Origin of the sequence: Desulforhabdus sp. TSK (assembly GCF_022836495.1) — a bacterium.
Taxonomy (GTDB): Bacteria; Desulfobacterota; Syntrophobacteria; order Syntrophobacterales; family Syntrophobacteraceae; genus Desulforhabdus.
In genome coordinates, this window is record NZ_BQXM01000003.1 from 230,956 (window position 1) to 250,970 (window position 20,015).

The 20,015-nt window shown below is 57.3% G+C and carries 15 protein-coding genes; 3 read left to right on the top strand and 12 right to left on the bottom strand.

Translation table 11 applies throughout. From position 1 onward, the window contains the following. Window positions 1-38 precede the first annotated feature (38 nt). On the top strand, window positions 39-2,474 hold the full coding sequence (gene hdrA2, locus MWC30_RS03520; RefSeq protein WP_254006156.1) for a CoB-CoM heterodisulfide reductase HdrA2: 2,436 nt from the start codon (window positions 39-41) through the stop codon (window positions 2,472-2,474). 196 nt (window positions 2,475-2,670) lie between these two features. After that, a complete protein-coding gene (locus MWC30_RS03525; RefSeq protein ID WP_244082771.1) occupies window positions 2,671-3,237 on the top strand; it encodes a Uma2 family endonuclease in 567 nt (188 codons plus the stop codon). 44 nt (window positions 3,238-3,281) lie between these two features. On the opposite strand, the gene MWC30_RS03530 is transcribed toward MWC30_RS03525, so the two are convergent. The 11 genes from MWC30_RS03530 to MWC30_RS03580 all read right to left on the bottom strand — a co-directional run bounded on the left by MWC30_RS03530 (window position 3,282) and on the right by MWC30_RS03580 (window position 14,181). After that, window positions 3,282-3,557: a type II toxin-antitoxin system mRNA interferase toxin, RelE/StbE family gene (locus MWC30_RS03530; protein ID WP_244082772.1), complete on the bottom strand. Its 276-nt coding sequence runs from the start codon at window positions 3,555-3,557 to the stop codon at window positions 3,282-3,284. Beyond that, a complete protein-coding gene (locus MWC30_RS03535) occupies window positions 3,557-3,829 on the bottom strand; it encodes a type II toxin-antitoxin system Phd/YefM family antitoxin (protein ID WP_244082773.1) in 273 nt (90 codons plus the stop codon). Before MWC30_RS03535 ends, MWC30_RS03530 begins: the two co-directional genes overlap by 1 nt. Window positions 3,830-3,953: 124 nt before the next feature. Next, window positions 3,954-5,372, bottom strand: coding sequence for an NADH-quinone oxidoreductase subunit N (locus tag MWC30_RS03540; protein ID WP_244082774.1), 1,419 nt, complete (start codon window positions 5,370-5,372; stop codon window positions 3,954-3,956). Beyond that, window positions 5,369-6,850, bottom strand: coding sequence for a NuoM family protein (locus MWC30_RS03545; RefSeq protein ID WP_244082775.1), 1,482 nt, complete (start codon window positions 6,848-6,850; stop codon window positions 5,369-5,371). Before MWC30_RS03545 ends, MWC30_RS03540 begins: the two co-directional genes overlap by 4 nt. Window positions 6,851-6,916: 66 nt before the next feature. Continuing rightward, window positions 6,917-8,830: an NADH-quinone oxidoreductase subunit L gene (locus tag MWC30_RS03550; protein WP_244082776.1), complete on the bottom strand. Its 1,914-nt coding sequence runs from the start codon at window positions 8,828-8,830 to the stop codon at window positions 6,917-6,919. 82 nt (window positions 8,831-8,912) lie between these two features. Continuing rightward, window positions 8,913-9,218 (bottom strand): NADH-quinone oxidoreductase subunit NuoK, encoded by a 306-nt coding sequence (nuoK, locus tag MWC30_RS03555; RefSeq protein WP_244082777.1) that lies wholly within the window; start codon window positions 9,216-9,218, stop codon window positions 8,913-8,915. Then, on the bottom strand, window positions 9,215-9,730 hold the full coding sequence (locus tag MWC30_RS03560) for an NADH-quinone oxidoreductase subunit J (protein ID WP_244082778.1): 516 nt from the start codon (window positions 9,728-9,730) through the stop codon (window positions 9,215-9,217). The genes nuoK and MWC30_RS03560 overlap by 4 nt, the downstream gene beginning before the upstream one ends. Window positions 9,731-9,755: 25 nt before the next feature. Then, the gene (gene nuoI / locus MWC30_RS03565) at window positions 9,756-10,292 is read right to left on the bottom strand and encodes an NADH-quinone oxidoreductase subunit NuoI (protein WP_244082779.1); all 537 of its coding nucleotides are present in this window, start codon (window positions 10,290-10,292) and stop codon (window positions 9,756-9,758) included. 22 nt (window positions 10,293-10,314) lie between these two features. Further along, window positions 10,315-11,301, bottom strand: a complete 987-nt coding sequence (gene nuoH, locus MWC30_RS03570; RefSeq protein WP_244082780.1) for an NADH-quinone oxidoreductase subunit NuoH — start codon at window positions 11,299-11,301, stop codon at window positions 10,315-10,317. 106 nt (window positions 11,302-11,407) lie between these two features. Further along, window positions 11,408-13,774, bottom strand: coding sequence for an NADH-quinone oxidoreductase subunit B/C/D (locus tag MWC30_RS03575; RefSeq protein WP_244082781.1), 2,367 nt, complete (start codon window positions 13,772-13,774; stop codon window positions 11,408-11,410). Next, the gene (locus MWC30_RS03580) at window positions 13,771-14,181 is read right to left on the bottom strand and encodes an NADH-quinone oxidoreductase subunit A (RefSeq protein ID WP_244082782.1); all 411 of its coding nucleotides are present in this window, start codon (window positions 14,179-14,181) and stop codon (window positions 13,771-13,773) included. The genes MWC30_RS03575 and MWC30_RS03580 overlap by 4 nt, the downstream gene beginning before the upstream one ends. A 336-nt stretch (window positions 14,182-14,517) precedes the next feature. Between MWC30_RS03580 and MWC30_RS03585 the strand changes: the two genes are divergently transcribed. Further along, on the top strand, window positions 14,518-16,983 hold the full coding sequence (locus MWC30_RS03585) for a PAS domain S-box protein (protein ID WP_244082783.1): 2,466 nt from the start codon (window positions 14,518-14,520) through the stop codon (window positions 16,981-16,983). A 15-nt stretch (window positions 16,984-16,998) separates the two neighbouring features. Here MWC30_RS03585 and glnE read toward each other — a convergent pair whose 3' ends face one another. Next, entirely contained in the window at window positions 16,999-19,746 is a 2,748-nt protein-coding gene (gene glnE, locus MWC30_RS03590; RefSeq protein WP_244082784.1) for a bifunctional [glutamate--ammonia ligase]-adenylyl-L-tyrosine phosphorylase/[glutamate--ammonia-ligase] adenylyltransferase, read from the bottom strand. Window positions 19,747-20,015 lie beyond the last annotated feature (269 nt).

Genomic DNA, 20,015 nt, shown 5'->3' on the forward strand with positions numbered 1-20,015 from the left:
CGCCGAATCCGCCCATCATGAGCTGTTGAATCGAGAAGATGCCGATCATGGAAAATTCAGAAAAATCGAAAAATCGTCCGCGCATTGGAGTCTATGTCTGCCACTGCGGCCTCAATATCGCACGGACCGTAGACTGTGAAAAAGTGGCTCACATGGCCGGAGAGCTTGAAGACGTGGTGGTGGCCAAAGACGTCTCTTACGCCTGTTCCGAACCCGGTCAGCACAGCATCAAAGAGGATATACTCGCCAACAACCTGGACCGCGTCGTCGTGGCGTCCTGCTCCCCCCGGCTGCATGAGCCCACTTTCCGCCAGATGGTTCAGGCTGCGGGGCTCAACCCCTACATCCTCGATATGGCCAACCTCCGTGAACACTGCAGCTGGGTCCACATGGACGATCCGGATGCAGCCACCGAAAAGGCCATGGACCTCACCCGCATGTCCGTGGCTCGGGTTCGCAGTCTGCAGCCCCTTGAGCCGGAAACCCTTCCCCTCACCAAGCGGACACTGGTCATCGGGGGCGGTATCGCCGGCATCCAGGCCGCCCTGGACCTGGCCGACAACGGCTACGAGGTCGTCCTGGTGGAGAAAAGGGCCGCCATCGGCGGTACGATGGCCCAGTTGGACAAGACCTTCCCCACCATGGACTGCTCTATCTGAATTCTCGGTCCGAAAATGACGGATGTCGGTCGACATCCCCGCATCAAGCTGTATACCTTGAGTGAAGTCGTGGACGTGAAGGGGTACGTCGGCAATTTCGACGTGAAGATTTTGAAGAAAGCCCGCTACGTGGACGAGAAGGAATGCACGGCCTGCGGTGACTGCACGAAGGTCTGCCCCGTTGTCCGCCCCGACGAGTTCAACCTGGGGCTCTCTTCCCGCAAGGCGATCTATTCGCCTTTCCCCCAGGCGGTTCCCTCGGCCTACGTCATCAACGTGAACGAATGCCTGGGGCAGAATCCTGCCGTCTGTTCCAAGTGCATTGACGCCTGTGAAAAGGGCTGCATCAACTTCCACATGTCCGACGAAGAGATCGTGGAAAATGTGGGAACCATCATTGTGGCCACGGGCATGGAGCCTTACGATCCCACGGAGATGGATGAATACGGGTACACGCGGTTCGAAAACGTGCTCACCAGCCTCGAATTCGAGCGCCTCGTCAATGCGGGAGGCCCCACCAGGGGCGAGGTCATTCGCCCCAGCGACCATAAGCGCCCTCGATCCATCGGCTTTGTGCAGTGCGTCGGCTCCCGTTCCGCCCGCAAAGGAAAGTCCTACTGCTCCAACGTATGCTGCATGAATACCGTGAAGAGTACGCTCGTGCTGAAGGAGCACGCCCCGGATATGGAGGTGAAGGTTTTTTACATCGACATCCGGGCTTTCGGCAAAGGCTTCGAAGATCTCTACAAGAGGAGCCGCCGCCTGGGAGTGCAATATCTGCGGGGCCTTCCGGGCACTGTGGAGGAATTGCCCAACGGGAGCGTCCGCGTGGCCGTGGAAAATGGGGCGACAGGCGCACTGGAATTTCATGATCTCGATATGCTGGTCCTGGCTGTCGGTGTCGAGCCGCCCCAGAGCACCCAGCGGCTCCAGGAGATGCTTGGGCTCCAGCTGACTTCCGACGGCTTTTTCCTGGAAGCGCACCCGAAGCTCCAACCGGTGGATGCCGCCACCCGGGGCGTCTTCTATGCCGGCTGCGCCGAGGGCCCCAAGGACATCAAGGAGAGCGTCACCCAGGCATCGGCGGCGGCGGTGCGTGCCATCCGTCTCATGCACAAGGGAGAAATCTCCTCGGAGCCCATCACTTCCGAGGTCATTGTGGAGCGCTGCAAGTCGTGCGGAAGGTGCGCCGAGGTCTGCCCGTACCATGCCATCACGGTGGATGTGAAGAAGAAGACCCCTGCCGTGGTGAATACGGCGGCCTGTGCCGGCTGCGGGACCTGCGCGGCGGAATGCTCCTTTGGTGCCATCACCATGAATCACTTCACCGACAAACAGATCCTCGACCAGGTGGATGCGTTGCTCGACCAATCTCCCCAGGAAAAAATCCTCGCCTTCGCATGCAACTGGTGCTCCTATGCCGGTGCCGACTATGCCGGAGTCTCCCGTCTGCAGTATCCTCCCAATGTTCGCCTCATCCGCACCATGTGCTCGGGACGGGTGGACGAAAAGTTCATCTGGGAAGGCTTTGCCAAAGGCGCTCCCGTCATTTTAGTGAGCGGCTGCCACATCGGTGACTGCCACTACATCGACGCCAACCACTGGACGGAGAAGCGCGTGGCGAAGATTCACAAGAAAATGGATAAGCTCGGCATCCGCCCTGAACGCCTCCAGCTGGAATGGATCAGCGCCGCCGAAGGAATCCGCTTCGCCAACGTCATGAATCACCTGGAAGCTCTCCGGAAAAGCGTCACACCCCAGGAGATTTCGCAGACAGTCGAAATCTTGAAGGCGGACGAAAAGAGCGTGCATTGATTGTTGCTTGATCAAACCGAATCGAGCCTTGATAATAAAGGGTGAGCCGGGATTTCCTGCCTCACCCTTTGTTTTGCGCTTTTACACTGGCCGGTTGCGGACAAACTGGATCGATTCCGAGCAAATCGTCAAGACAGCGTCTTCAACTCCAGTTGGCTGAAGGCAAGAAGCACATGCTGAACATGAAAGGACAGCCATGAGCGATCTGGCGAAAAAGCTGACAACCTATGAAGACCTCTACGATATCCCCGAAAATATGATCGGGGAGATCCTGAACGGAGAGTTGATCGTCACCCCGAGGCCTGCTCCCAGGCATATGCATGTAGCAACGGTACTGAGCGGGGAGATAGAGCCCCCATATCGTCGTGGACGCGGCGGCCCCGGTGGCTGGATTTTTCTCATCGAGGTTGAGATCAAGCTGGGGGAAGATATCGTTGTTCCGGACATTGCCGGTTGGCGCAGAGAGAGATTTCCAACAGAGTTGGAGCACAACTGGATTCCCATCGCCCCGGATTGGGTGTGCGAAGTCCTCTCACCAAGCACGGTTCGCACGGACAAAGTCAGAAAAATGCCCCTCTATGCCACCCAGAACGTTGGGCACATCTGGTTGATCGACCCTGCCAACCTGACACTGGACGCTTTTAGGCTCGAATCCGGCAGGTGGTCCCTGCTGGGAAGCTTTTCCGAACACGACACAGTGCGGATAGAGCCATTCCAGGAGACTGAAATCCATCTTGGAGATTTGTGGATCGAAACTTTATAGCACGTCAACTCTCTAAAGGAGTCACTTTTACAGGAACCATACACTTACCGGTACACTTCATCGTGACTACCCACATCGAGCAGAATGATTTGTTTCTCGGTAATCAGAAGTGTAAGAGTGATGCGATAGTTGTGAGTGAGACTGACGGCGTGGCAACCGGCAAGCTTGCCGCTCAGGGGATGGAGCTCCAGATGCGGCTGAAAAGGGTCCGTTTGCAGGTCTTCGAGCAACCCTGCAAAACGTGTCTTGAGATCGGGATGTTTCTTGAAGAATTTTCGGGCATGACGGAGAAACTGCCGGGGCGTGACAAGATCATACACTATTCGGGCTCGTCCGTATCAAGGGCTTTCAATAACTCGCCGGCGGTCTTGAATACCTTCACCTTACCGCTCTCCATGTCCTCCAGAGATGCGCGAACGCGAGCATAGCAGGCCTCCTGCTCCGCTGCCAGCAATTCCTGGTAACGTTCTTCAGAAACCACCACATACTGCGGCCGGTTATTTCTGATCACGTGGATATCTCCCTTGGCAATGAGCTCATCCACCACAGCGAGACCACGTCGTTTTATCTCCTGGGCGGGCAGGATATTCATTATTCAGCTCCTTCCTTTAGGTATGCGATAAAGTACCATTAAAAATACTGTAATCCGTATCGCACGGCAAGCACATTTAGAAGCACCCACAGTCGCAGCGGTCAAGCAAAAACTTCAATAGCCCTCACATCAATCCCTGTGCGGCGTTCCGGGCGAGATCCATGAGATAACGGGGGAAGATCCCTGCGGCCACCATGACAACGACGAGCGCACCGGCGAGGAGCTTGATGGGAGCAGACAGGGAGAGGGGGGAACATTGCTCCTGCGGTTCCAGGAGATAGGCTGCTCGCAGCATAAGGAGGTAATAATAGAGGGAAATGACCACATTGATCATGGCAATGAGCACCAGGGCAAAATGACCCCGCTCCATGGCCGCGGTAAAAATCAGGAATTTTCCCGTAAAGCCCACGGTCGGCGGAAGGCCGGCCAAACTGAAGAGCGCCACCATCAGGGCCATGGCGAGGAGGGGTGACCGCCGATGCAGGCCCGCCAATCCGTCCACTTCCAGATTCGTTCCATCCCAGGCCACCTTGACGAGCACCAGGAATACCGTGAACTTCATGACCAGGATCGCCATGGCGTAGAATATGGCTCCAGCATAGCCGCCTGGATTCATGCTCAAGATTCCGATGAGCACGTAGCCCGCATGGGCAACGGTGGAATACGCCAGGAGCCGCTTCAGGTCCTTTTGGGCAATGGCCGCCAGGTTTCCCACCGTCATGGACACTACCGACAGCACCGCCAGCACGTGCACGAAATAGTCGCTGCTTCCGCCCAGCATCGCCACCATGCGCACGAGAACCGCAATGGCCGCCACCTTGGAAACCGTCGCGATGTAAGCGGCGATCTGATGGGCAGCCCCCTGGTAGACATCCGCAGCCCAAAAATGAAACGGAAAGACGGCCAGTTTAAAAAAGAATCCGCTGAGGGCCAGCAGGAGTCCCACGACGACCGCCGCATGGCTCATCAGTCCGGGAAGGATCTGCGCCAATTGTTTCACATCAAGGGTCCCGGTTGTCCCATAAAGGATCACCATGCCGAAGAGCATCATGGCTGAAGCAAAAACACCCACGAGAAAATACTTGAGGCCCGCCTCGATCCCCTGCGTCCAATCTTTTCTTAAAGCCACCAGAATGTAGAGGGAGTAGCTGGAGAGCTCCAGGGAAACGTAAACACCCAGCCAATGGATGCTGCTGACGAGGAGCATCGTGGCCAATGTGCACGGGAAGAGCAGAAGATAGACCTCGTGCTCGTAGCGTTCCTGAATTCCGCGCAGTTCCGAACAGATGCCGACCACCAGCGCCAGGCCCACCGAAAGCAGGAGCTTGAAGACCTGGGAAAAAAGATCGATCTTGTAGGTCTCAGAGAAAAGAGAGCCCTCCAGCTGAAGCGATGCGACGCATACCGCGACTCCGGCGACTGCGAGAGCCAGGGCGATATGATGGTCGCGCCGGCGATGGAGGCGCCCTGTCATGGATAGCAGGAGGAAACAGAGGGCGGCCAAAAGGTAAAAGATCTCGGGGCTAAAAAGCATCCATTTCATCGGGGCAATCCGTTGATAAAGGGGATCGATGCCGTCTCAATCATGTCCAGGAGCAGAGAAGGGAAAAAACCGAAAAGGAGGATGACTGTCACCAGGATCATCCGGGGAACCCCCAGAGAGAAAGGCACGTCCTGGAGGTCCACATATTTCGGGTTGGCAGGGCCGTAAAAGGTCTTCTGCACCACCCGGAGCATAAAGAGGGCACTGACGGCCAGGGCGCTGATGGCCAGTGTCCCGCGAATCGGATACGTCTCGAAGGCTGAAAGGAGCACCAGCAGTTCTCCCCAGAAGCTAGCCAGGCCAGGCACTCCCATGCCGGCCATGGCCGCTACGATGAAATAGCCAGACGCCACCGGCATGATGCGGCTCAAACCGCCCAGTTCCGCGATGGCCTTCGTATGGGTGCGATCGTAAATGTAGCCGACGGAAGAAAAGAGGAGTGCCGTCATGACCCCATGGGCAAACATCTGAAAGACCGCCCCGTTGAGCCCGCTCACCGTCATGGTCGACAGGCCGAGCCCCACAATCCCCATGTGGGACACGCTGGAATAACCGATCACATACTTGAGGTCCGTCTGCCTCAGCCCCACGAGGACACCGTAGATGATGCCAATGGAGGCCAGGAGGGCCATGAGCTGTGCCCAATGCTGCCAGCCCTGGGGACAGAGAAACATGGCGACCCTCAAAACGCCGAAGGCCCCGATTTTCATGAGGACCCCTGCGTGCACCATGCTCACTCCGTGAGGCGCCGCCACATGCCCGACAGGCGACCAGGTGTGAAAAGGCCAGACGCCGGCCAGGATGCCGAAGCCCAGGTAGAGCAGGATGAAGGCAAACTTCTGCTGATAAGCGGTGAAGGTACCCGGCTGCATGAGGCGTACGATGTCGAACGTATTCAGGCCGGACTGCACGAATAGGTAAAGGATCGCCGGCAAAATCAGGGCACTCCCCGCCAACAGGTACAGAGTCAGCTTCATGGCCCCGTATTCCTTGCGTGTCGTGCCCCAGATGGCGATGAGGGGGTACATGGGAAACAGCGAGACATCGTACCATACAAAGATGAAAAAGAGATCCATGCTCATGAAAAGACCGAACACGCCGGTCACCATGAGGAAATAAAGGGCAAAAAACTCCTTCACCCGGATCTCCAGTTCCCACATGGTGAGAACGCCCGTGAAGAACACGATGCCCGACAAAAGCAGATTGGGAAGGTTGAAGCCGTCAGCGGCATTGAAATACTGAATGCCCAGGGAGGGAATCCACTGGACCCTCTCTACAAATTGCAGCCCTCCCCGGCTCTTGTCATAGGCAAAAAAGAGATAGATCGCCAAGGCCAGGGTCATTCCGGAGCACACGGCACCAACCCATTTGATTTCCCTGGCACGCGCTTCGGGCAAACAAAGGATGATGAAAAACCCTGCCAGGCAACTGATGAGAATGGCTGAAAGAAATGGAAAACCGGCGAATTCCATCGGCATGTGTAAGTCACCCTGTTCCGGAAAAATCGGGGCACTTCCAAAGCCCCTGTTCACTACGCCTATACATCAAAAAAAGAAATAAAACGCCAGCAGGACCATGACGACGAACATCGCCAGGAGCCTGTACTGCACCATCCCCAAATGCATGTGGGAAATCAAACGGCCCGTTTCGACGGTTCCCCGGCTGATCCCGTCTATACTCCCGTCGATGACTCGATGGTCGTTCTGAGTGAAAAGAGCGGAGACTCCCCGGTCGATGACCCGATCCACAAACCATCCGTAAAAATGGTCCAGATACCACCGCTCGGCAAAGAGCCGATGCAGGGCGGGAATCTTTTCAACAAATCCCACCTGCTGCGCACAGCGGCGGCCGAATTCCATCCAGGCCAATCCAACTCCACCCACGGCCAATATGATTTCGGTATACAGGAGCCATACCGGATGCCCAATGCCCTTCACTCCCGGAAGAGCGGTCTGGCCCATGAAATGTTCCAAAGGAGCCTTCAAAAACCCCAGGCAGAGGGTAGCTCCCGCCAGAAGGATCAGGGGCCAGCCCATGAGCCAATAGTGGCTGGAGGAATGGCCGGCTGAATGATCCTTTGAGGTCGAAGTGGCGGAATGGACCTCCGGCTCTCCCGAAGCCTCTCTCGGAAAAAGGATGATGAAAATCGGACGGAAGGCATAATATGCCGTCAAGAAAGCACCGAACAGGGCGGCAATGAGCCAGACGGGATTGGACAAGTCCGCGAGTCCCTCCAGGATCAGCCCTTTGCTGAAAAAACCCGAGAGGGGCGGTAAACCGGCCAGAGCGCCCGCCGCGATGCAGCAGCACGCCATGGGGACCTTCAAGCTCCGGCCTCCTTTTCTGCCGAGCTCATAAATGTCGTTGGTTTCGAAGGTATGAATGAGCACCCCCGAGCAGAGGAACAGCAGGGCCTTGAAGGCAGCATGGGTCGTGAGGTGGAAGGCACCGGAGAAAAAGGCTCCCGCGTCCAGCCCCATGATCATGTAACCCAGCTGGCTGATGGTGGAATAGGCCCAGATCTCCTTAATATCCCGGGTCACCAGGGCCATGGTGGACGCCAGAAGCATGCTCAGGGTGCCGATGAACAGGCCAAAGGTCATGGCATCCGGGGAAAAAAAGAAAAAGGGAAACAGTCTTTCGAAAAGGTAGACACCCGCCGCCACCATGGTGGAAGAATGGAGGAGGGCGCTGACCGGCGTGGGGCCCTGCATGGCATCGGGCAGCCAGGTCATGAGGGGAAACTGTGCACTCTTGCCGATGATGCCTCCAAAGATCAGGAGGGCTGAAAGGGTCAGGAGCCTTGGGGACATCCTCGCTGCCAGCGCCGGGCTGTCAATCTCCAGGATGCTCAGGTTCCCGAGATGCAACAGGATGAGAAGCATCCCGAGGAACATCGCCACATCGCCTGCCCGGGTCATGATAAAGGCCTTTTTGCCCGCCTGGCTGGCGCTGAACTTTTCATACCAGAAACCGATGAGCAGATACGAAGACAACCCGACCAATTCCCAGAAGATATAGAGCTGGAAAAGCGTCGGAGCGACGACCAGAGACATCATGGCCCAGAGAAAGAGGGACATGAAGGCGTAATAACGGGAAATACCGGGATCTCCGGCCATGTATCCCAGGGAGTAAATCTGGATCAGGAAACCGATGACCGCCACCACCGCGAGCATGAGGAGACTGACCGGATCCAGGAGAAACCCAAAGGGGATTTCGATGCTGCCGGAAACAAGCCAGCGTCCGGCGTACTCGAGGGGCTTTTCCATGTGCCAGTGTTCGTTCAGAAGAAACAGAGCGCAGAGAAGAGAAACCGACATGGCCCCGATGGAGAGGCCGGCGGAAATCCGCGGATGGGAGCGCGTAAAAAGCATGACAACGAGAAAAGAACATAAAGGCAGCAGCGTAGCCAGAATGGCTGCAAGTAAGGTCAAGTCACTCACCCAGGGAACGGCCATTTTTATCCTCGCACGGTAGCAGACGGCGGACAGGGGCTACCTCAGTACTGGCCCCAAGTAAAGACAGAGCGATCCAAACGGATCACTTCAACTGGTTATAGCCGGCAGGATCAAAGGAGCCCGTCTTCCGATAGGCGAAAACGATCATCGCCAGCCCAACGGCCACTTCGGTGGCCGCCACCGCCAATATGAAGAATACACAGGCCTGACCTTCCAGCTGGCCCCAGCGCAGCGCGGAACCCACAAAAGCGATGCCCGCCGCGTTCAACATGATTTCCACTCCAAGTACGATCATGACCAGGTTGCGACGTGTTACCGCACAAAAGGCACCCATCACAAAAAGGAGTCCTGCCAGCAATAGAACATGGCCGAAAGGAACGATCCTCATGGCTCCTCCGTCCCTCCTGTCTCTTTTCTCTTTCCCAGGTGTAAAGCGCCGATGATGGCCACCAGCAGCAGCAGAGACACGATCTCGATGGACAGCCAGTGGCGCTGAAAAAGGTACTTCCCGAGCTCCACGGGGGTGGCCATGGCTGTCTGGAGGGGGAATTCGCTTCCCGGAGCCGTGTAAACTACCACGGCACCCAGGGCAAGGTATAAAATTCCGCAGAGGACGGCTGGAAGCCATTGCCCCAGGGGAGGCATCCGCTCTTCGATGGACTCCATTTTGACCATCATGATGATGAAGAGAAAGAGGACCATGATGGCTCCCGCATAGACGATCACCTCCAGCGCCGCCAGGAGCGGGGCACCCAGCAGGTAGAACAGCAGGGCGCTTCCAAAGAAGGAGAACACCAGATAAATGACCGCATGCACCAGGTTGCGCTGCGTGATGGCTATACCCGTCGTGGTAACAATGGCTACGGCCAAAACATAAAACAGGCATGTATAAAGCGTCATGTCAAACCCGCCGTGGCAGTTTCTGTCAGGGTAGATTGGTCTTGATATCCACAGGAGGATCCTCCCTGAAATGCTCCCCCTTGCCGCCCAATGCCGTTACCACCCCTGCAACCTTGTAAAAATTGTATTCCTTGTCCTTGCCCTGGTGAGAAACCAGAAGATCTTCCTTCTCGTACACGAGCTTCAGAATCTCTCTCTCACAGGTTTCAAAGAATGGTGAGAGCTGGATGGCAGAGGTGGGGCAGGCCTCTTCGCAAAGACCGCAATAAATACAGCGCGCAAAGTTGATGCGAAACCACGCGGCATAGCGCCGACCGTCTTCCCGTTCCGCGGATTGCATGGAAATACAGCTCACCGGGCACACGGCAGAGCACAGGTAGCAGGCCACGCAGCGCTCTTCACCGTCCGGATCCCGCGTCAGGATGATGCGGGCACGGCTGCGCGCGGGCAGGACCCGCTTGTATTCCGGATACTCTTCGGTGATGGGCTTCCGGAACAGGTGCATGAATGTTGTGGCGAAGCCGCTCGCCAGCGCTTTGACCGCCTCCAGTGCCGATGCCATAGACTCTCTGCTTTCGTTCGGACTAAATCAAGATCACCGCACCCGTCACGACAATGTTCACGAGGGCCAGGGGAATGAGGACTTTCCAGCCTAAAGCCATCAGCTGATCATACCGTAGCCTGGGCAGTGTTCCCCTTATCCAGATCATAACCAGCGCCACCACGAGTATTTTGATGCAAAACCAGGCAGGGCCGGAAAGAAAAGGACCGCTCCAGCCCCCCAGGAACAGGACGGCCACGAGCGCCCCCAAAACCTGCATGTTGACGTATTCTCCCAGGAAAAAGAGACCGAACCGTATCCCGCTGTATTCCGTGTGATAGCCGGCTCCCAGTTCATTTTCCGCTTCGGGAAGATCAAAAGGAATGCGCTTGCTCTCAGCCATGGCGCTGATGACAAAAATGACGAAGGCCAGGGGCTGCACAAGAATGAAGGGATAGGCCTCCTGAGCGCGCACAATGTCCACGAGGCTGAAGGAACCCGCCAGCATGACCACCGGAACGAGAGACAACCCCAACGACAATTCGTAGCTGATCATCTGGGCCGCACCGCGTATCCCGCCCAGGAGACTATACTTGGAATTGGAAGCCCACCCCCCCAGGGCGATGCCGTAAACCCCGAGGGACGAAAGGGCAAAGACGAAAAGCAACCCGATGTTGAGATCCGCAATGACCATGGGGATCCTCTTCCCCAGGAAGCTCAGATCCCCGCCGAAGGGAATGACGGCAAACATGAGGAGCGCCGTGACCGTCACCACGGCAGGCGCCAGGAGGAAAATGACCCGATCGGCCCCCTCGGGAATCGTGTCTTCCTTGGTGAGCATCTTGATCATGTCGGCGATGGGCTGGAGGAGTCCATATTTCCCGGCTCGATTGGGACCGTAGCGGACCTGCAGACGGGCCAGAAACTTGCGCTCCAGCCACACGAGATAGGCCGCCGCAAGCAGCAGGAACAGTAGAACAGCCCCCAGCTTGACCATCAGAATGAGAAAACCGAGGCTCCAAGTCAACATGGTTTCGCCGTATTCCTCACTTTAATCCATTATCAGCGTGTCTCTGCGCAAGTCAGAGTCTTCAGCGTCCCTTTCACAGTGTCATTCCAGCTCGCGCCCGCGCCCTCTACCGGTCGATGTCCGGCAGGATATAGTCCACGGAACCGATGATGGCAATGAGGTCCGCGATGCTCTCCCCCACGGCCAGTTGAGGCATGACCTGCACGTTGGCAAACCCCGGCCCGCGGATGCGCATGCGGTAGGCAGCGCCAAGACCGTCGCTCACCACGTAGTATCCCTGTTCCCCCCTGGGGATCTCACAGGACATGTATGCCTCCCCCCTGGGTATTTTGGGACCGCGGGTCACATTGACGAAATGGTGGATGAGACTTTCGATGTCCTGGAGCATGTCTGTACGCTTGGGAAGGACGTATCGGTAATCGTCCGTCATGGTGCGCCCCGAGGGCATATTGGCCGCAGCCTGTTCAATGATTTTAAGACTCTGCCGCATCTCTTCCACCCGCACGAGATAGCGCGCGTAGCAGTCTCCACCCTCGGCGATCGGCACCTCGAACTGGAAGTTTTCATAACCCGAATAGGGCATTTTTTTCCGCAAATCCCAATCCAGGCCGCAGGCTCGCAGGTTCGGCCCCGTCACGCCCCAGTCCATGGCATTTTCCAGGGATATGCGCCCAATTCCCATGGTGCGCGCCTTGAAAATGGGGTTTTCCCGTATGAGGCGCTCGTATTCCTGGAGCCTGGAAGGGAAGATGTTCACGAATTGATCCACTGCCTCTTTCCAGCCATCGGGCAGATCCGCCGCGACCCCTCCCAGCCGGAACCAGGATGGGTGCAGCCTCCCCCCCGTGATGAGCTCCACGATATCGAGAATCATCTCCCGTTCCCGAAAGGCATAAAAATTGGGCGTCATCGCCCCCACGTCGTGAGCATACGTGGCAAACCAGACGAGATGGTTGCTCAGGCGAAAAAGCTCGCTCAGCATGACCCGGATGACCTGAGCCCGCTCGGGCACCCGGATGTCCGCCAGCGCTTCGACGGCCAGGACATAGGGGAGATCGTTGGCCGCCCCGGCCAGGTAATCCACTCGAGCGCAGTAGGGGATGAACTGATGCCAGCTTTGACGCTCTCCGATCTTTTCCACGCCCCGGTGATGATAACCGAGATCCATCTCCAGGCCGGTGATCTCCTCGCCTTCCAGGGCGACCACATAGCGGAGGAGCCCATGCGTGCTGACGTGATGCGGCCCCATGTTCAAAATGAGGCGATGCTCTCCGCCGTCCTGCTTCACGTAGACCCCGCCATCGAAGGGCTGGCATTTCCTGGCATCCTCCAGGGTATAGGGGGTCATTTCGGTGGCGCGTCCGGCGTAAGACTTCCTCAGGGGATGTCCCTCCCAGTCATGGGGCAGAAGAATCCGGCGCAGGTTCGGATGCCCCTCGAAGCGTATTCCGAACAGGTCGAAGACCTCCCGTTCGTACCAGTTGGCCGAGGGCCAGAGGTCCGTAACGCTTCGAGTGGTCGGGGCCTCGCCATGCAGCGGCACCTTGATGCGGAGCTTGCTTGCGGCCTCGAAAGAAAGCAGGTGGTAGACGAGACTGAAGTCAGGGTATCTATCCCGCTCACGGCGGGCGGATTCGTCGACGGCCGTGAGGTCGTCGAGGCGCTGATACCTGGGAGCGGCTTCCGTTTTGAGAAAACGCAGCACGTCTTTGAGACGCTCCTCCCTCACCTGGACCGTGAGCATGTCGGAGCTTTGCGGGGCCGGTTCCACCGCATCGCCGAATCGATCCTTGAGAACATCGGCCAGCGCTCTGTCGCCATCGTTCAGCTCGACGCGCCGCGCCGGCGACGTCCACATGAGGTCGGTGCGGCTGTCCGGGAATTTCGGAGGGACGACCGAACTGCCGCGGATGGGAATTCCCCCCATACCCGGCCCCCGGGGATCCCGCGACTTGGTCAAACCGTCCACCCGCAAAGGCCTCTGAGTTCCCTGCGTTCCCCCCGGGAGGTGAAAAATGGATCGGGCGGGGCGCTCTTCCGCGGCAATCTTCTCCTGGAGCATCACCAGCCCCTGCATGACCGCTTCAGGACGCGGCGGACAGCCGGGAATATAGACGTCCACCGGAAGGATCTGATCGACTCCCTGGACAACGCTGTAAACGTCGTACATCCCTCCGCAGTTGGAACAGGACCCCATGGAAATCACCCATTTGGGCTCTGCCATCTGTTCGTACAGACGCAAAACGACCGGAGCGATCTTTTTGAAAACGGTGCCTGAAACAATCAATAGATCCGCCTGCCGGGGAGAAGCTCGCAGGACTTCCGCCCCGAAGCGCGCCAGATCGTAGCGTGACGTCAAAGCTGTCGCCTCTTCCACGAAACAGCATGAAAGCCCGAAAAACATGGGCCAGAGACTGTACTTGCGTGCCCAGTTGACCAGGACATCCACACTGTCCAGGAACCGTTCGTTCATTCCTTCTTGCTGGTTGGTCCCCAATCAAGACCTCCGTTTTTCCAGATATACACGAGACCGACGAGCAGCAGTCCGATGAAAAACGTCATTTGCAGCCAGCCGGCCCAGCCCAGCTCTTCGCAGGCGACGGCCCATGAAAAAATGTAGGCGCCCTCCACATCGAACACAAGAAAAAAGATTGCCACCAGGTAGAAGGGAACGGGGTAGCGCAGCCGCGCAGTCCCAGTGGGAATGATACCGCTCTCGTAAGGCCTGGCCTTTTCCGGAGTCGTTTTTTTCTCCCCCAGCCAGGAGGCGATGAAAAGCTGGGAAGCCACGAACGCCAGCACCAAGACAGTAAATAGAGCCAGGCTGAATACGCCGGGCTCCCAGGGGGATAAAACCCCTTCACAGGCAATCGGCTGCATGAACCCTCCTGAGACAATACAAGACATCTGCTCGGTCCGATGTTTCGAATCTCTTACGGAAAGTATAGACTACAATCCCTTTGTCAATGAAAAAAACACTGCGCGCAGCTCCGGCGGCATCTCTTCTCTCTGGCTGAGCTGTCAGGTGAATGGGCCATATTCCCATTGGGAAGGGTTGTCGTAAGGTTTTTTAATGTATATTATATCGCCCATGTATGATTGGCTTCGACATTCCATTACGGTGTCGATCCGAATGATCAGAGAATGTGAACACTGCCACAGAGAGCCCCAGTAGAACCACCCGAAGGTTTCAGTCCTGACATGGAGCCACATCATATGAGTGCCAAAGACACCGAGGCAGCTTCTTCAAAGCCCTGCAGTGCACCGGAAGCAAGCAGCAAGCAGCTTGCCGCAGAGCTCAAAAGGGTTTCTCGCATGCTGCAGGAAGAAATGGCCTCGCGCAAGAAAGCAGAAGCGGCACTCAAGCACTCCCGGGAAATGTTTCAACTGGTCGTAGACAATATTCCCCAGGCCATTTTTTGGAAAGACCGGCAGGGTAACTATCAGGGCTGCAATCAGGCGTTTGCCGAGGATGCCGGGGTCGGTTCCCCCCAGGAGATTCATGGAAAAACCGGCTATGATCTTGCCTGGGGAAAAGAGCAGGCTGATTTTTACCGGAAGGTGGATGAGCGCATCATGGGGACGGGTATCCCTGAATCGCACATCATCGCACCGCAGCTTCAGGGCAATGGAAAGCTCGCCATACTGGACACCAACAAAATCCCTTTACACGATGCCGAAGGCAACGTGGTGGGTGTGCTGGGGACCTACGAGAATCTTACGAATCGGAAGCACCTGGAAGAGCTTCTCGCCCGTGAGCGTCGGATCCTGGAGATGATCGCCACAGGAAGTCCGCTACAGGGAACACTCGATGCCCTGACGCAGATGACGGAAGAACTGGCCGTCGGCAGCTACAGTTCCATCCTATTGACGGATCCGGGCAAGAAGCGCCTGTTCCATGCTTCCGCCCCCAGCCTGCCGCAGGCATACCTTCAAGCGGTGGATGGACTGGAAGTCGGACCCCACAGTGGATCTTGCGGCTCCGCAGCCCATTTCGGCAGGATGGTCACCGTCGAAGACACCTCAACCGACCCACTCTGGGCGGATTACCGCAGCCTGGCCGACCGGTTTGGGCTGCGGTCGTGTTTCTCCATCCCCATCCTCGACAGCAGCGGTCGGGTCCTGGGCACCTTCGCCCTGTATCACCGCAAGCCCCATCGCCCTTCCGAACAAGATCTCCGACTGGTCGAAGCAGCCGCGCACCTGGCCGGCATCGCCATCGAGCACAAGAAATCGGAAGAAGCCATTCGTGAGAGTGAGGAAAAATACCGCAAACTCTTTGAAGAATCCCGGGATGCCATCGTCATCGTGACCCGGGAAGGGAAATTCATCGATATCAACCAGTCGTGCCTGGAGCTCTTTGGGTACACCCGTGATGAGATCATGTCGGAAAAGATCACGGACCGCTATGTTTTTCCCGCCGACCGTGACAGGTATCGCGAGATCGTTGAAAAAGAAGGCTCCGTCAGGGACTACCCCCTGAGGCTCCGAAAAAAGAACGGGGAACTGATGGACTGCTTGCTCACTTCCACCCTGAAGCACGCCAAAGACGGGAGTGTTCTGGGATACCAAGGGATTTTTCGGGATATCACGGAACGTGTGAAAGCAGAGCGGGCACTGCGGGAGAGCGAAGCGCGCTATCGCGGCATTGTCGAAGACCAGACGGAGCTTATTTTCCGGTCCCTGCCCGATCAAACCATCACGTTTGTCAATGAAGCCTTTTGCCGCTATTTCAATGGAAAACTGGAAGATTTCCTGGGTCGGAGCTTCATTGCATTCATCGCGGAGGAAGACCGCGATAAGGTACAAGAGGAGCTTGCCTCTCTCAACAGGCGCAATCCGGTCGGCACCACGTCTTTCCGTGTCATGCGCCCCGGCGACGAAACCAGCTGGCAGCAATGGACCAACCGCTTGATACACGGCGGTCAGAACAACCACGTGGAATTTCAGTCCGTGGGGAGGGACATTACGGAGCAAATCCAGATGGAAGAGGCCCTCCGCAAGACCGCTGAAAAAATCAAATTGTTCGCCTATTCCGTCTCTCACGATCTCAAGAGTCCGGCCGTGGGATTGTATGGGCTCACGAGCCTCCTGCAGAGGCAATACGGTGCCCTGCTGGATGAAAAAGGCAACAGCTACTGCCGGCAGATTCTGAAGGCTTCCGAACAAATTGCCGCCCTCGTGGAAAAAATCAATCTTTACATTTCCGGCAAGGAAGTCGCCCTTCTCATAGAAGACGTTCCCTTGAAGCACATTTTACAGATGATCAAGGATGAATTTTCTGCCCGTCTGAGGAGCCGCGGCATCAGGTGGAAAGAGCCCGCAAATCCTCCCGTCGTCAGAGCCGACCGGCTGGGCCTGCTGCGTGTCCTGCGCAACCTCGTGGATAACGCTCTGAAATACGGAGGAGACGATTTGAGTGAAATCGCAGTGGAGTATGATGTCTCCGACCAGCACCATATCCTCTCCGTCAGGGACAATGGGGTCGGCATCAGCCGGGAAGACAGTGGAAAAATCTTCGAGCTCTTCCAGCGCAACGACAAAACGCGCGGCATCGAGGGCTCCGGCCTGGGACTGGCCATCGTGAAAGAAATTGCGGAGCAGCACGGTGGCACGGTTTGCGTCCAGCCGGGTCCCACAGGCGGAAGTGTTTTTCAGATCTCCCTTTCCAGAAGTCTGTGAGGCTTTCCCCCATGTTCAGAGCTCCGGGCAGAAATGGAGCAACCCTTCCCGCACGCGCCGCCGCAAACGCAAAAGATCCTCCCAACTCTCCATGGAGCTGCCACCCTGCCGAGGCGGCCAGAGCCCCAGCAGCTGAAGTGCTTCCAAGAGTTGCGGGTTGAGGCGGGAGGCGGATGAGTTGGTCAGCAGCCTGAGGCGGTGATCCAGGGACCGGATGGATTCGAAAGCGGAAAGGATCGTCCCTGGAGCAAGTCCCGGGTCGGAGCCGACAGTCTCCAGGACCCGTGGCAGTGCAGACCGGACGGAGCGCAGATCCGGATAAGCATTTCGCCAACCCTCCGTCAGAAGAATCCCCTGAGCCAGGAATTCGATGTCCGCGAGTCCTCCCGCCCCCAGCTTGAGGTCCACCCATTCCCCTTTTTCGTCGCTGCGTTCTCTTTGCATCCGCCCACGGAGATGGCAGATCCTGCCCCAGACGTCCTCAGGACTTCTTTGCCGGGTGCAGATCTCACGGGCCCGCCCCTCGATCCATCGCCCCAATTCTACATGACCCGCGATAGGGCGCACCCGCAGCAGGGCCTGGATCTCCCAGAGATCGGCCTGAGTGTCATAATATTCCGACCAGTTGCTGCGGGTGACGATCAAAGGCCCATAATTTCCCGTGGGCCGCAGACGGGCGTCCACGGCATACCCCGGCCCTTCGTGCAGAGGGGTGCTGAGCATTCTCATGAAGCGTTGGGACAGGCGAACGATTTCCGGGGGGATCTGGTGCTGCGGTTCACCGGGCTGCGGGTCGTAAACGAATACCAGGTCGAGATCCGATAGATAGCTCATTTCAGAGCTACCCAATTTCCCGAGACTCAGGACACTCAGGGGCAAATCCTCGGGGAGTTGGAGATTATCCAGGATCCTCCGGTAGGTATGCCGGATGAAAAAATCAGCCAATACGCTCAGCTCGCCCTCGAGGGCGGCATGATCCAAATCGCCTCTCAGGTCCGCCAGAATCAGCTGGATCTGTCGCTCATTCTTAAGGCGCCGAAGCCATTCCAGACCTTCTTCAAGGTCCTTCGCCCGCTGGAGCAGTCGGGTACCGGTCGCCTCCCACTCGCGGAAAGGTGGAAGGCCGCCCGCAACCGTCGCGACCCCCTCCACCAGGCTGGGATGGTGCGCCAGGAGCTCCGCCAGCAGCTCACTGACGGCCACCCCGCGGCAGATATCCCGAAGCCAGGGCGCAGGAGCCTTAAAAACCTTTGCCAGCCCCGGCCGTTTGACCACCTGGCCGAAATAACGCTCCAGGCGCAGCAATACCTTTTCTCTCAGCTCAGGGATTCTCAAATCCCTGTAGTCATGCAGCACGCCAAGGACACACTCGCGCACGGGTGCGTTGAACCGTTTCAGATGCGTCTGGAGGCAGGTGTAAATTTCGTGTGAAAAGCTTTCTTCCGCCTTCTCCCCTGGCACTTCTCCGCCTTCGCCGCCGCCCTCCACCTGGGGATCCGCCCGTTCCTCTTCCGGTTGAAACAGGGCCATGAAATGTCCGTGCACGATGGTACAACAGGACTCCAGCCTGTTCAGAAATTCCTGTTCGTCCCCATCGAAACCGAGAGCGAGAGAAAGCCTCCTTCTCGCCTCCTGGGATTGGGGAAGTTTTTGCGTCTGGCGGTTCTGGTCCAACTGCACCCAGTGCTCCACTCGCCTGAGAAACCTGTAGGAATCTTCCAGCTCCTCCACGACGGATGCCGGCAGCAGGTTCAGTTCCTTCAAGCGCTCCAGGCTGCGCAGGGTATTGGCTTCATCCAACTCGGGATGCCGTCCGCCATAGACAAGTTGCATGGATTGCACCAGGAACTCGATTTCTCGGATCCCTCCCACCCCCAATTTGACGTCGAACTGCTGCCAGCCCTTGCCGGGTCCCACGGCTTCTGCCAGGATGCGATCCCGCATGGCGCGCAGTTCATCCAGGGCCTGAAAATCCAGGAACCGCCGAAAGACAAACGGGCGGACTTCCTGCAGGAAGGCCATTCCAAGAGCCCTGTCCCCTGCGACGGGACGGGCTTTGAGGAGCATTTGACGCTCCCACGGGTGGCCGTGGTGCAGGTAGTGGTCGGCGGCGGCAGCCAGGGAGGGGACAAGGGGGCCGTCTTTCCCCTGGGGCCTCAACCGCATGTCCACTTCGAACACACGGTCTCCTCCGGTGCGATCGGAAAGGAGGCGAATCAGCCACTGGCAGAGGCGATTGAGCAGCACAGGGGCTTCGGCCGCGAGTAGCCCGTCCCGATGTCGGGAAGCATAGAGGAAGATGAGATCCACATCCGAAACATAGTTGAGCTCCTGGCCCCCAAGCTTTCCGAGTCCCATGACGGTCAGTTGCAGATCATCCCTGAGCTGCAGCCAGGTGGCGATGCCTTCGTCGCCCGCCCACCACTGAGGGTGCGTCATGAGAATCTCGAGGCCCACCTGCAGCGCCACGCAGGCGAGATCGCTCACCTGAGACGTCGATTCCTCCAAGGATGCGAGCCCAAGGAAATCCCTTCCGCCAATCCTCAGGAAGTGTCTCTGCTTGAATTCACGAAAACAGGCGAGCAGGTGTGAAAAGGATTCGGGCTCACCGCAGGCATCCAACAGGTCCTTGTAGAGCCCTGTCAGGGGATAGCGGCGGTAAAGATTTCTCCTGTTCCAGAGCCAGTCCACGGCATCGGGACTGCGGCGAATCAGAGTGGCCAGATATTGGGAGGATGCTTCGATGCGCTCGATTTCGTTCATGGGGAGCTATTTACCTTTTTTTCGAAAAATTTTAAGGGATTCAATTCGAGGGGAGAACGGCACCTTGCCCCATAGGAAGAAAACTTGCGCCCAACTGTACCAGGGTGTTGCAGCTCCTTGCGCGGACAAGCCTGTTTATCATACCTAAACTGAGCGATTCGGCACGGTCATAGACCTAGGCCTGCCGTGTGTTTCAACTGCTCTTCTTCAGGCCCAAGTGAATACCGGCGGTGTTCCGCTATTAGTCCAGAGTTTATCGAAGTTGAGCA

What these genes read in the sequence shown, in the direction of transcription:
- nuoK (WP_244082777.1), bottom strand. Translation starts at nt 9,218, where the DNA reads ATGAGGATCGTTCCTTTCGGCCATGTTCTATTGCTGGCAGGACTCCTT.
- MWC30_RS03545 (WP_244082775.1), bottom strand. Translation starts at nt 6,850, where the DNA reads ATGCCGATGGAATTCGCCGGTTTTCCATTTCTTTCAGCCATTCTCATC.
- MWC30_RS03585 (WP_244082783.1), top strand. Translation starts at nt 14,518, where the DNA reads ATGAGTGCCAAAGACACCGAGGCAGCTTCTTCAAAGCCCTGCAGTGCA.
- MWC30_RS03580 (WP_244082782.1), bottom strand. Translation starts at nt 14,181, where the DNA reads ATGCAGCCGATTGCCTGTGAAGGGGTTTTATCCCCCTGGGAGCCCGGC.
- nuoH (WP_244082780.1), bottom strand. Translation starts at nt 11,301, where the DNA reads ATGTTGACTTGGAGCCTCGGTTTTCTCATTCTGATGGTCAAGCTGGGG.
- MWC30_RS03540 (WP_244082774.1), bottom strand. Translation starts at nt 5,372, where the DNA reads ATGAAATGGATGCTTTTTAGCCCCGAGATCTTTTACCTTTTGGCCGCC.
- MWC30_RS03560 (WP_244082778.1), bottom strand. Translation starts at nt 9,730, where the DNA reads ATGACGCTTTATACATGCCTGTTTTATGTTTTGGCCGTAGCCATTGTT.
- MWC30_RS03575 (WP_244082781.1), bottom strand. Translation starts at nt 13,774, where the DNA reads ATGAACGAACGGTTCCTGGACAGTGTGGATGTCCTGGTCAACTGGGCA.
- MWC30_RS03525 (WP_244082771.1), top strand. Translation starts at nt 2,671, where the DNA reads ATGAGCGATCTGGCGAAAAAGCTGACAACCTATGAAGACCTCTACGAT.
- glnE (WP_244082784.1), bottom strand. Translation starts at nt 19,746, where the DNA reads ATGAACGAAATCGAGCGCATCGAAGCATCCTCCCAATATCTGGCCACT.
- nuoI (WP_244082779.1), bottom strand. Translation starts at nt 10,292, where the DNA reads ATGGCATCGGCACTGGAGGCGGTCAAAGCGCTGGCGAGCGGCTTCGCC.
- MWC30_RS03550 (WP_244082776.1), bottom strand. Translation starts at nt 8,830, where the DNA reads ATGGCCGTTCCCTGGGTGAGTGACTTGACCTTACTTGCAGCCATTCTG.
- MWC30_RS03535 (WP_244082773.1), bottom strand. Translation starts at nt 3,829, where the DNA reads ATGAATATCCTGCCCGCCCAGGAGATAAAACGACGTGGTCTCGCTGTG.